Below are 12,203 nucleotides of genomic sequence, written 5' to 3' on the forward strand. Positions count from 1 at the left end.
CAGAAAGTAAAAAAGTTACTGACAGAAATTTGAGAAGATAAATCAGCTAAAAAGGTTGACAAAATTTTCTGATTTTCCTGTCAGTATTTTTTATCTAAAATCCAAACAACATATTTTTATATTTCACTATTTTAGGGTAAAGTTATTTTGGGAGCGCTTTGCTCTTGGAAAATTTTAATAAGGAAAAAACAATTTCATGAATAAATCAAAAATTTTTGCTTTCTCTGCATTTTCACTTTCTGCTGCCCTTTTACTGACAGCCTGTGGAAATTCTGTCAGTAAATCTGAAGATTCCGCTCAGGAAGCCAAATACAGCTTTGCAAGCAATATTTTAACCCTTGACACTAGCATGGCTGCTGACGTCAATTCCATTGATGTTCTTCTCAATGTTGATGCTGGACTTGTCCGTTGGAATCCCAAAGCGCAAGTTGTCAACGATTTGGCAAAATCAATTGACATTTCAAAAGATGGCAAAACTTATAATGTAACTTTGCGTGACGGTTTAAAGTGGTCAAACGGTGCTAAATTAAGAGCTGCTGATTTTGTTTATGGTTGGCAAAGAACCGTTGACCCAAAAACTGGTTCACAATACGCATATGCCTTAACACCTGTTGCTAATGCCAGCGAAATAATGACTGGCAAAAAACCAGTTGATACCCTTGGAATTAAAGCTGAATCTGATACGAAATTAGTCATCACTTTAGCAACACCTACTCCTTACTTCAATAAATTGCTGACACTTCCAGCTTATTATCCTGTCAATGAAGCTTTCGTTAAAAAAATGGGAAATAAATATGGAACAAGTTCAGACACCAGTCTTTATAATGGTGCTTTCAAATTTGTCAAAGGAAAAAATAATTGGACTGGTTCAAATGAAACTTTTTCAATTGTAAAAAATGATCAATTCTATGACGCCAAAAATGTTAAGCTTTCTGGAGCAACTTATCAAATTGTAAATAATCCTAACACCGCTGTTAATCTTTTCAAATCTGGAAAACTTGATGTCGCTAATTTGGCCACTCCGGAATTAGTTTCTGCAAATAAGAAAAATAAAGATTATAAAGCACTAACTTCACCAAGAATTGATGTTTTAGAATACAATCAATCTGGTAAAGTTCCCGAACTTTCAAACTTAAAAATTCGTCAAGCTTTAAACTTAGCAACAAATAGAAAAAACTTGTTAGAAATTGCGGCGCCAAGTTTTTCAATTACGAATACTGTGACTCCTAAAAAATTAGATCAAGCACCAAATGGAGAAGATTTCGCAACTTACGCTGCCCAACCTTATAAATATGATGCCACAAAAGCCGCTGAACTTTTTAAAGAAGGTCTAAAAGAATTAGGAAAAACATCAATTACTCTTGAACTTGAAGGAGCAAATGACAATTCCTTTGCCAAGGCAGCGGTTGACTATCTTAAAGGCAATCTCGAAAAAGATTTACCAGGTTTAACCATTAATGAGAAACTCGTTTCTTCAGCTCAACGTCAAAAAGATGCTCAAAATAATAATTTTCAAATTCTGCTGACAAGTTGGGGTGCAGATTACAATGAACCCTCTGATTTCTTGATGAATTTTGTATCAGGAAGTACAATGAATCATGGATTAGTCAAAAACCCTAACTTTGATAAAGCCTATCAAGCAGCGACTACAGCTCCTGACGTTCTGTCAGCTGATAAACGTTATGCTCATTATAAAGATGCTGAGAATGCACTATATGAGGCCGCTAATGTCAATCCATTAGCCACTGAATCTGTTTCTTTATTATTAAATCCAAAACTTAAAGGAATTTCAACTTATAATTCAGCCATGATTTTTGATTTACGTCATGCTGAAATCGCTAAATAATAAAAAAATTTACTGACAGATTTTTGTCAGTAATTTTTTTATTCTGTCAGTAAATTTTAAACTTCACGACGAACATGTCCTGGCTCAAAAAGTTGTCCCCAAGTCATTGTTCCTAAAACTTTCTTATTGATGACCTGATTTAAACGACTAATGCTCACTCCATTAGTACTTGTTGAGTCATGTAGAATAAATCCTCCGCCAAGATAGATAGCCGCATGTTGCTCATCCTCACTTGCATCGTCAGCTGTAATTAATAAATCACCACGCGCCTTATCTGACCAATCTTCAGCCTCGCCAGTTTGAGCTAGCAAGGAGGTTGAAGCCGCAAATTGATAAACCAAAGATTGACCGCCTAACCGGAACATTTGAGCAATAAAACTCGAACAATCAAATTCATTGGCAGCTACCGAATCATCAGTACGCCCTCCACCATAAACATATGGACTTTTCCCAACCAGTTTCATTCCTGATGAAATTGTTTTTTCAATCACTGAATTATCAGATTTCAATTGGCTGGCCACCGCTTCATAAGCTTTAACCACATCATCTTTACCCGTCTTTTTTGTAAAATAGTAATAATAACCATTAATTTTTTGTAATCCATAAACCATTTTCCCCGTTTGTGGACTGAAATAAACCGTTCCACCATCCAAAGTCATCAAACCTGTCTTCATCACACCTGTTGTTGAATCAAAATAATAATTATTCCCATTAATTTTTTGAAGACCCGTTAATTTTTTTGACCCAGAGTAAGCATAAGTCTCATTTGATTTATTAACCAATTTAATCGTTGAAGCCTGAACATCTTTACTATGATATATTTTAAAGCCAACAAAGAAAATTAGAAATGCTAATAAAGCTAGAATAAGTACTTTCCCTTGTTTACTCATTTTTTTAGAGCCATTTTTTTTATAATCTCTTGTTCTTTTTTCCATATCTAGTTATACCACTCCAAGTTTAATGATAACTTAATAAGAACAATTTAAGATTTGGATAAGAAAAGTGGTTTGAAATTATCTTCAAATCACTTTTATAAAATATTTAACCACTTACTTTTTCTAATTCTTGATAAATTTGTCGAAAAACAGTCAAAAATTGTTCAACTTCAGCCATATTATTTGTTGAATCAAGAGAAATCCTGACCGCACTTGTTGCTAATTTTGAAGGGACATTCATCGCAACTAAAGTTCCAGCCGCCGCATTTTTCTTTGAAGAACAAGCTGAGGTTGTCGAAATATAGATTTCATGTTGTTCAAAAGCGTGAACAACGACCTCACCTCTAACCCCACGAATCCCAAAGGTCAAAATGTTAGGAGCAAAATTCTCCACTTTACTAAAAACATGAACTTTTCGATGCTTTTCTAACTCTTCTAAAATCACCTGCTTCATTGCTCGTACTTTTTGACGTTTAAAGTCATCATCATCTAAAGCTAAACGAAGGGCTTTAGAAGTCGCAGCAATTCCAGCTAAATTTTCTGTAGTCGAACGCCAATTATGCTCTTGACCTCCCCCATGTAAAAGCGGAGTCAGTCTTTTCCCTTTTTTTGCAACAACAATTCCCACACCACGTGGCCCATGAAATTTATGAGCAGATAAAACCGCGAAATCTACCCGCTCTGTCAACCAAGCCTCTAATGGAATTTTACCAATGGCCTGTACTGCATCTACATGAAAAGAAATTGTTGGCTTATCAGCAAGTAGGTCAGAAATTTCGCCAATCGGTTGAATGGTTCCAACCTCATTATTGACTGCCATAATTGAAATCAAAATCGTTTCATCTCTAATCAATTTTTCAAGCTCAGAAACAATAACAAAACCATCCCCATCAACAGGTGCAAAATCAACTTCAAAACCTTGCGTTTTTAACCATTCTGCTGTATTTTTTACAGCTGGATGCTCTACATTAGAAACAATGATGTGATTACCATAAGGACGCTTTTCAAAAGCGACACCCTTTAAAATCCAATTATCTCCTTCAGTCCCTCCACTTGTAAAAAATATTTCTTTTGAATCGACTCCCAACAGTTCAGCAATTTGTCGTCTTGAAGCCTCTAATAATCTCGTCGCTGTTGTCCCCAAACCATGTAGACTTGACGGATTTCCCATAATTTTTGTTGCAACATCTGTATAAGTTCGTAAAACCATTGGATTAACTGCTGTCGTAGCAGAATTATCAAAATATATCATTTTTTATCCTTAATATTTAAAAATCAATCTTATTTTAACACAAAAAATACCGAAAAGTTTGACTAAAATATAAGAATGATGATTAAATTACCATAAAAAACTTTTGACATTCGCTATTTCTGTCTATTAAATCTTTTGACAATTTTCCGATTTCTGACGATTGAATAAAGATATACCAAAATAAAAATGAGCAACCAAGTAATAGTAAAACTCCAAATATGATGTTGCCACGAGCTATCAAAAAGCCAAGTATTAACTAATAAGTAACCCCAAGCCAGCAAATAACTTGCTAAAGCTTGACTAACAAATTCAAGCAAGGCAATTGTGACATATTCATCTATCACTTTAGACATGGCCCCCTGAACAAAACCATAAACAAGAATTAGAGTCATTGATTCAAAATCAATTTCTCCACCAAAATACAAAGTAAGCAAGACTCCACATACTATAGCAATGAAGGCACCTTTGAGTCCCGAAATTACATATTTCATTTTTTAGCTCCTTCTTCTAACTTCTTGTTGATATTTGCCAAGTATCTACGACTGACAGGCAACTTTTCATCTCCGAGATAAAGCAATACTCCGTAAACAAAGTCTGTTTCCAAGCGCCTTATTTGTTCAAAATTAACCAGAGTATTTCTTGATATTTTAATAAAATTCAAAGCCAATTTTTTCTCATAAAAATAGAGAGGAGATCTTACTCTTATCACTCCATCCGTCATATGGAAATCTAGATAATTTTTTTCTGATTTTAAATATAAAATTTCTCTGATATTAACAATCTCAAAACCTTTATTTGTTGCCAAATAGAGTTTTTCGTTATCTATAGAAGACAAATCTTCTAAATGATATTCTTTTACAATAGCCGAAAATTCTTCTTGCCTTCGAGCAACAATGACAATTTCCGCTTCTTCTATATTAGGGTCAATTTGTTTTTTTAATTTCACTTTTTCATTATATAAATAAATACTCACTTAAACAATTATTTAACTGACAAAAGCTAAAGTATTTAGGCCTTCCTTCGATAAACTAATAGGGCTAAGAGACAAATCAATCCGACACTTAAAGATATTCTTGACCAATTTGGAACGACTGTATAGTTGGAAGTTAATGTATGGTTTAAATCAGAAAGTAACTGAGTGAGGAAAAAATTGTCAGCAATCTTACGAATTCCTCCTGAAAGTTGTGCTAACGGAATCATCATTCCTGAAAAGAAGAAGGAAAGAAACATCAGAGGCATAGCAATCGCACTTGCTGTTGCCGTGTTTTTAGCAAGAAGTCCAATAATCATTGCTAATAAACAAAATGGAATTGAATATAAATAAAGTTTTAGATAAAAAAGAATTAATAAACTCAACTTAGGAAACTCATAATCATAAGCATAATGAGCAACTACTAGAATAACAAGCGTTGAGCAAAAGATAATAATCATAAAACTAACAATTTGTGCAATAATATAAAATAATTTTTTTATTCCTCTTTGGACAAATAATTGGTAAATTTTTCCAGACTGATGGTCAGCAATTTGTACTGACAGTGAAGTCAAACTAGCTGATAGAACACTGTATAATAATATTGATGCAATATTATTTTCAATATAATGTGGTATGCTTTTTCCAAAACTTGATGAAAAAGCAAACATTAAAAATAAGGGAAAGATAAATACAAAGAAAATTTGTGAAGGATTCCGATAGCGTAAACGTAGTTCAAATGTAAAATATTTTAGAAATTTCATGATAATAGTTCCTCCAAGTTGATACGGTAAGTCTTTTGATATAAAACAAGTTCTTTATTGAATTTAATGATGGCTTGTTCAGCCAATTCCTTTGGTAATTTGTACTGTTTTTCTTTTAGTTTATAGGCTTCAAATTCTGGAACTTCTACTAAAAATTCAACAAAAGAAAATTCTTCTTGAATTAAATCTGATTTTTGTAAATCTGCAATAATTTTTCCATCTTTAAGAATGATAAATCGGTCGCATAATTGCAATGCTTCTTCTAAATAATGGGTTACCAAAAGTAAAGTTGAATTTTTTACTTTCAAATTTGAAGATAAAAATTTAAAAAGCTCTCCTCTGCTCTCACTGTCAAGACCCGTTGTAATTTCATCCAAAAAGAAATATTCAGGACTATTTTGTAGTGCAGATACTAAAAAGAGTTTTTGTTTTTGACCACCAGATAAATTTGAAAATCTTTGCCTTAAATAGGATTCCATTTTAAATTCTTTGACCAGTTTTAAGCCATATTCTTTAGATTGTTCATCATTTGAAAACAAAGCTAAAACTTCACTGACTAAAGCATCAGGAGGTAAGGTCATATTTTGCATGATATAACCAGTATTATTGGAAGTCGGTTTCATTTTGCCATATTCAATTTTTCCTGAAGAAGCCTTGACATTTCCATTAATAATATTCATTAATGTTGATTTTCCCGCACCGTTATTACCTAATAAAGCAACCTTATCGCCAGCTTTTAATTCAAAACTGATATCATTTAGCACTTGATTGTTACCATAGGATTTTTTTATATTTTTTATTTTCATATTGCTATTTTAACTCAATCTATCAAAAGTACTGACCAAAAGTCTGGGATAAATTAAGCAATTTTAGGGATAAAAAAATAAGAGTTTTTTCTCCTATTTTTTGGAATTTATATTATAAGCTTTACGGTATTGATTGGGAGCAAGTCCATAGCGCTTTTTAAAAGATTTTATAAAATAAGGAGTATTCATCATTCCAACGTCACGCGCAATTTCAGAGATTGCTTCATTTCCTTTAAGCAATCGTATTCTTGCTTGCTCAAGTCTTATTCTTGTTAGTTCTTGCTGTGGAGTTAGCCCTTTTATTTTTTTATAAATATGGCGAAGATAAGACGAAGAACCATGAAGTCTTTGTCCAAGCTCCTCAAGACTTAAGTCCTCATCATAATGATTTTTTAAAAGTAAATCAATCTCTTCTACCCAAACCTCATTTGGTATAATTTTATCCATTGGTCGACATCTTTTGCAAGGACGATAACCTTCTTCTAAGGCTTGCTCAGCTGCTTGAAAAATACTTACATTCTCTCTTTTTGGTAGTCTAGAGACGCAGGAAGGACGACAAAATATTTTGGTCGTTGCTACGCCATACCATAACTTATTATCAAAGTTTTTATCATTATTTTTAATGATTTCCCAAGTTTCGTCAGTAATTTCCAAATGAAAACTCCAATTATTTTTTTAAATGTGCTTGCTCAAGTGTCAAAAGAGCTTTTTTCTTCTCTAGTCCACCAGCGTATCCTGTCATGGAACCATCGGTCCCCACAACTCGGTGACAAGGGATAATGATTGAAAGTGGATTATGTCCAACTGCTCCACCAACCGCCTGTGACATATTTCTTTTTTTCTCTTCATTAACCTGAAGGAGATTTGATATTTCTTTATAAGTAATTAGACTACCATAGGGGACATCACTTAATATTTTGAGTACTTTTTTTCTAAATTCCGTTACTTCTGGTTTCAATTTTATTTTTTTAAAATCAGGGTTTTCTCCTTTAAAATAAGCGTCCAACCAATCTATAGCATTAATAATTGGAAGACTCTTATCCTCTTTTGCCTGATTTAAATCATAATTGGCCGCAAAGTATTTTTGCTCTTTAAACCACACTCCTAATAAATAAGTTTCATCACTTAAAAGCGTTATTTCTCCTAAAGGTGACTGATAGTTTTTTTTAGTTAACATTTTTCCCTCCTCTTCGTTCCGACTTTTTTATATTCAATAGTATAACAAAAAAATAAGGCAGAAAACATCACTATTTGGCTTTTTCATTTTTTTGAATATCATTCTTGATAAATGATATAATATAAAAAAAGATTAAGGGTCTGACAATGAAAGTAATACTAAGAAAAGCACTCCCAGATGATTATGAGCAAATTGCTTTTGTTCACTATAAAGCCTGGTTAGAAACATACACTGGACTTCTCCCAGAAAGTTTCTTAAAAAACAGAACGCTTGAATCAAGCATTAATATTTTTAAAAATAATCTTTGTTCAAATACAGTGGTTGCCATTGTTGAAGGCAAAATTATTGGTTTTTGCGGCTGGGGCCCTCTTCGGAATAATTCTTTTGAAGAAAACTTTGGTGAAATTCATGGCATATACTTACTCGACTCCTATAAAAAACATAAAATAGGTCGAAAAATGCTTGAATTCGCCTTAGAAAAACTTTCAACAAAGAATTATCCAAAAGTTGGTCTGTGGGTACTAAGTAGCAATGAAAATGCCATTCACTTTTACAAGAAACTTGGTTTTTCTGACACAGGAATTGTTAAGGAAGAAAATTTAGGGGAAATTATCACTGAATCTTTTTTTACAAAGGAAATCTAAAAAAGCATATCCCGGGATATGTTTTTTATTTTAATGACAGACAAGAAAAAAACACCGTAAAATTACGGTGTTTAATGCTTAATAGCTATAATTATTTAACTGCGTCTTTCTGATATAAATATATTTGATTTTCACAAAGTATCCTAAAACGTTGATACATAAGCCTTAATAGATTTAGAACATTTTCAAAAAAATGTAATATTCACATAGAAGTTTAAGACTTATGCCCCTTTTGTGCCCCTTTTTATTTATGGTTCTTGCTGGACTCGAACCAGCGACCGAACGGTTAGCTTCCAACTGAGCTAAAGAACCTAGTATGATAATCTGTAGCACTTATCTTGGTTATTATATAAGATCTGTATGGATGGAACTGCAGATTATCAAGTGTGTGTAATTGAATGTTTTTCTCATCCACTAAAACTATTATAACAAACTACTATAAATAATTGACAATTGTCTGAAAAATTGTTAATATTTAAATTGTTAGTACCTCTTATGTTTTGTATATAGTAAACTTTTTCTGAATTTGTACTAACACTCATTATCCTCTAGTTGGACTCCTTGAAGTCATCCAGCTAGAGCTTTTTTATTTGAAAAAAGCCACTCCGAAGAATGGCTTGACTCTAGAAAGGAGATGAAATCTCACAAACATCCCGACTATATTATAGCATAAAAAAAGCGCCCCAGTTAGGAGAGGGACGCTAAGGAATGAATTTATTAAAAAAGTATTTTTTGGGATGTAAAAATTATATAACTTTCCATTTCCGTTGTCAAGAAAAAAGCGCCCTCGCTTTGGAAAAGAGCGCTTTATCTCTCCAGAAATACTTAGTTATTTGTACCTGTATTTGGAATAGCATTTACGATAAGGATATTATACTAATTTATCTTAAGAAAAACAGTAACATTTGTTAACAAAAAAGACCCCCAATTAAGGGGGATCAGTGTTAGAAGTTTAATTATAACAAACTTCTTAACGAGAACAAAGAAAAACGCCCCGGAGGGCGAGAATTTTAGTTACTCTGGAAGTAAACTAATTAAACTTATTATATTTTGTATTTCATTAATTGTTGAAAAAATAACAATTGATCCAATATCAGATATTGAAAAACTAACCTCTTCACCATCAACAGCGTATACTACCGCAATATTGCTTAATTCACCAGCATCATCGAAATCTTTAAACACATTGGTGTCTGTCACCCGTGTTCCTGTGATACTACTTCCATGGATTGTTTCAATTCTCACTTTACGAAATTGAGCTTTTTTAACATCCGTAGAGTCCTCAATAATTCGTGGTAAATTGTAAGCTATCTTTTGGTAATTTATACCAAATTCTTCAGATATATAATCAGAAATTTTATCACAACTTTTTTTATTTGCTAAAATAATTAGCTTACCAGTATCATTAGCGATTAGTATATCATATTCTACATTTACGATGACTTCCGTTGTATCTTGCCCAAATACTCTAGCTCTCAAAGGAATTACTTCATCCATAACTATGCGACATCTAGTATATGTTCCGATAACTTCATTTTTAAATAATTGAAAAGACAATTCCTCGTTGTGATCACTGACAACTTTTTCTTCTATTTTGGTAAAGTCCGCAATTTTTGTATTATCAAAAGTTAAACTTCCATCTACCCCATAAACTGATACAGACTGCATAATTCCCCTTTTACATCGTTAATATTAATTCAGCAATAACTCTTATATCGCTAAATTTTGTATCTACATAACTCATAGAATTCAACCCAACTCTTATATCGTTATCATCAAAAGCATTTTTTTCTAATGATGCGGCTGAAATAACCATAATAAATGATTTTATTTTATCTACCCCAATTTTTGTAACACTAGGATTTAGAAAAGGATTCTTTTTTGAATAATCCGATTTAAATGTAAATTTTTTATCTTCCATTCTAAATCTGTTATTTAAATCATCAAATAATCTATCTAGGGTATTAATATTTTTAATTGCAGATTTATACGATGAGTTAGGTACACTTATAAAAATTTCGTACTCGTACTCATCAATTTCGTTAATATTATGGCGAATTATGCTCACAATCATTGAATCCATCTGAAAAACAATTTTTTGTTTTGTCTGACTAATCTTCTTTACATTATTTCTATAATGTTTTTTGGTTTCATCGAATAGCGTTGTGATGCCTAATTGTTCAACTTTATCAAAGTTAAAAAAACCTGATATTTCAAAGTTAACATCTTTCTTAAATGAAAATATTTTATTTAATGAAATATAAAATTTGACCTTGTGAAAATAGAGCCATTGGAGTATTGCATAAATTATCGATAATAATCCTATGACGTTCACAAAATTACCTATCACATCGAACATAATTATACCTCACTCTCTATCTACTTATTGATATTATACCATTTAAAATATTGTAAAACCAAATTATTTTACTACTATTTTTTAAAATTGTCAAAAAAAACACCCGCCGAAGCGGGGTTATGTTTTAGTTTGCTTTTGAATAAAGTGTCTAATCAAAATAGAAGCTTCAAATAGTATAGATAATATAAAAGAAATTCCCCCTATCAAAAGAATTTGATCAGACTGCTCAAATGCTCCGAAAGCAAAAACCTCAATACTTAGTATAATAACAACAAACCAAGTTCCTTCAAATTTCATATTACTACCACCATTTTTTAGTTTTATTAAAAAGTATATCATATTCTGAAAAATAAAAAAAGTAGTGACCAAAGTCAGAAGTTAATTTTATAATTTATCTGCATTCATTTATCATGACCGTAAGTAGTAATCCTAAATTTTATGAATAAAAGAAAGTACCTCCACGTTAGAGTATATTCTTACAACATATTTTATTTCTTTCTCCTTTTTTCCAATAATTGCCAATAAATAAGACTTAAGAGAGCACACATATACTGTTTTCTTGCATCACAGACCAATTTTGAAAACTTTTTTTATAAAAACGTAAAAAAAATATTAAAAAATGAATACCCCCGCCCCTATTTGTTTTAGGAATACCGTATACCAATGGTGGCTTCCTTTCAAAAAAAGTGATTTTTGAAAACTTTTTTTCTGAAACGAAATCGCTCAACCACAACGATTACAAGGATAATTTACCCCTAAAAGTTATGTAGTAGAAAGGAGGAAATAGGCTAAAAACTCTAAAAAAAGGCTAAAAAGGGGAAACTATTACCAAAAAATCCCTTAACCATGCCATTTACCGATTGTACCCCCCCTATGCAAAAATTTTAAAAAATCACTTTTTTGATCAGGGAGCCACCATTGGTATACGGTATTCCTAAAAGAGATGACGGGGGGGGTATCTAAAAATTATAGAGAAAAAATGATATAATAGGGTTAGGTAAATTATTACTACTTTTCTTTATATTTGTCCGTGAAAATTAACGGGCTTTTTTGTTTTATTGAAAGTTCATTACCTTGTTTTATAATCTTTTTCACTTGCTTAATGGTTGGGTTCGTGTGGTTTCTAATAGTATGTTCGTGTAACAGATAACGACTCGCAACTTCTGAGAGTGTTAAGCGTTCCATGTATCTAAGTCTGATTAACTCTAGGTCATCATCACTCAATGAATCAAACAGCTCTGTCATTGCGTTGAATATAAAGCGTTGTGGTGTGAGTTGGTGTGTGCTGTCTATCCTATCCGTCCATGACTTCATTGTACCCGTGAGATATAATCTGATATTAAACTCTAGTTCATTCATAATATAATCCTCCAAACAAAAAAGCACCCCCACAATTAGAGATACTTTCCTGAACTTATTATACCACTGCCCATCTCTGGGACTTATGATA

General features: G+C 32.2%; 14 protein-coding genes and 1 tRNA gene. 2 read left to right on the forward strand and 13 right to left on the reverse strand.

The annotated features are described in order from the left end of the window. Positions 1–196: 196 nt before the first annotated feature. Positions 197–1,846, forward strand: a complete 1,650-nt coding sequence (locus MHB61_RS06315; protein ID WP_003131751.1) for a peptide ABC transporter substrate-binding protein — start codon at positions 197–199, stop codon at positions 1,844–1,846. 56 nt (positions 1,847–1,902) lie between these two features. Here the strand turns inward: MHB61_RS06315 and MHB61_RS06320 are convergent, their stop codons facing one another. The 8 genes from MHB61_RS06320 to MHB61_RS06355 form a co-directional block, all read right to left on the reverse strand. Beyond that, complete coding sequence (locus MHB61_RS06320; protein ID WP_010905430.1) at positions 1,903–2,781, reverse strand: C40 family peptidase; 879 nt, start codon at positions 2,779–2,781, stop codon at positions 1,903–1,905. Positions 2,782–2,887: 106 nt separating this feature from the next. Continuing rightward, positions 2,888–4,033: a cysteine desulfurase family protein gene (locus MHB61_RS06325; RefSeq protein WP_137015772.1), complete on the reverse strand. Its 1,146-nt coding sequence runs from the start codon at positions 4,031–4,033 to the stop codon at positions 2,888–2,890. 113 nt (positions 4,034–4,146) lie between these two features. Beyond that, the gene (locus MHB61_RS06330) at positions 4,147–4,524 is read right to left on the reverse strand and encodes a hypothetical protein (RefSeq protein ID WP_003131755.1); all 378 of its coding nucleotides are present in this window, start codon (positions 4,522–4,524) and stop codon (positions 4,147–4,149) included. Continuing rightward, on the reverse strand, positions 4,521–4,979 hold the full coding sequence (locus tag MHB61_RS06335; RefSeq protein WP_003131756.1) for a LytTR family DNA-binding domain-containing protein: 459 nt from the start codon (positions 4,977–4,979) through the stop codon (positions 4,521–4,523). The genes MHB61_RS06330 and MHB61_RS06335 overlap by 4 nt, the downstream gene beginning before the upstream one ends. Positions 4,980–5,041: 62 nt before the next feature. Beyond that, the gene (locus tag MHB61_RS06340) at positions 5,042–5,767 is read right to left on the reverse strand and encodes an ABC transporter permease (RefSeq protein ID WP_003131757.1); all 726 of its coding nucleotides are present in this window, start codon (positions 5,765–5,767) and stop codon (positions 5,042–5,044) included. Continuing rightward, the gene (locus MHB61_RS06345; RefSeq protein ID WP_010905426.1) at positions 5,764–6,573 is read right to left on the reverse strand and encodes an ABC transporter ATP-binding protein; all 810 of its coding nucleotides are present in this window, start codon (positions 6,571–6,573) and stop codon (positions 5,764–5,766) included. The genes MHB61_RS06340 and MHB61_RS06345 overlap by 4 nt, the downstream gene beginning before the upstream one ends. Positions 6,574–6,666: 93 nt before the next feature. Continuing rightward, on the reverse strand, positions 6,667–7,227 hold the full coding sequence (locus MHB61_RS06350; RefSeq protein WP_003131759.1) for a bifunctional transcriptional activator/DNA repair enzyme AdaA: 561 nt from the start codon (positions 7,225–7,227) through the stop codon (positions 6,667–6,669). Positions 7,228–7,240: 13 nt separating this feature from the next. Continuing rightward, positions 7,241–7,750, reverse strand: a complete 510-nt coding sequence (locus tag MHB61_RS06355) for a methylated-DNA--[protein]-cysteine S-methyltransferase (protein ID WP_003131760.1) — start codon at positions 7,748–7,750, stop codon at positions 7,241–7,243. Between the two features lie 146 nt (positions 7,751–7,896). On the opposite strand from MHB61_RS06355, the gene MHB61_RS06360 reads away from it, so the two are divergent. After that, positions 7,897–8,394 (forward strand): GNAT family N-acetyltransferase, encoded by a 498-nt coding sequence (locus tag MHB61_RS06360; RefSeq protein ID WP_003131761.1) that lies wholly within the window; start codon positions 7,897–7,899, stop codon positions 8,392–8,394. A 251-nt stretch (positions 8,395–8,645) separates the two neighbouring features. On the opposite strand, the gene MHB61_RS06365 is transcribed toward MHB61_RS06360, so the two are convergent. The 5 genes from MHB61_RS06365 to MHB61_RS06385 all read right to left on the reverse strand — a co-directional run bounded on the left by MHB61_RS06365 (position 8,646) and on the right by MHB61_RS06385 (position 12,112). Next, positions 8,646–8,706: transfer RNA gene (locus tag MHB61_RS06365), tRNA-OTHER, on the reverse strand. A gap of 702 nt (positions 8,707–9,408) precedes the next feature. Continuing rightward, positions 9,409–10,062, reverse strand: a complete 654-nt coding sequence (locus tag MHB61_RS06370; protein WP_021215908.1) for a hypothetical protein — start codon at positions 10,060–10,062, stop codon at positions 9,409–9,411. A 10-nt stretch (positions 10,063–10,072) separates the two neighbouring features. Further along, a complete protein-coding gene (locus tag MHB61_RS06375; RefSeq protein WP_058221430.1) occupies positions 10,073–10,753 on the reverse strand; it encodes a hypothetical protein in 681 nt (226 codons plus the stop codon). A 117-nt stretch (positions 10,754–10,870) separates the two neighbouring features. Continuing rightward, complete coding sequence (locus tag MHB61_RS06380) at positions 10,871–11,050, reverse strand: hypothetical protein (protein WP_058221429.1); 180 nt, start codon at positions 11,048–11,050, stop codon at positions 10,871–10,873. A 711-nt stretch (positions 11,051–11,761) separates the two neighbouring features. Further along, positions 11,762–12,112, reverse strand: a complete 351-nt coding sequence (locus tag MHB61_RS06385) for a sigma factor-like helix-turn-helix DNA-binding protein (protein WP_063283419.1) — start codon at positions 12,110–12,112, stop codon at positions 11,762–11,764. Between the last annotated feature and the right edge of the window lie 91 nt (positions 12,113–12,203).

This window comes from Lactococcus sp. FSL K6-0773 (assembly GCF_038006485.1).
Lineage (GTDB): Bacteria > Bacillota > Bacilli > Lactobacillales > Streptococcaceae > Lactococcus > Lactococcus lactis.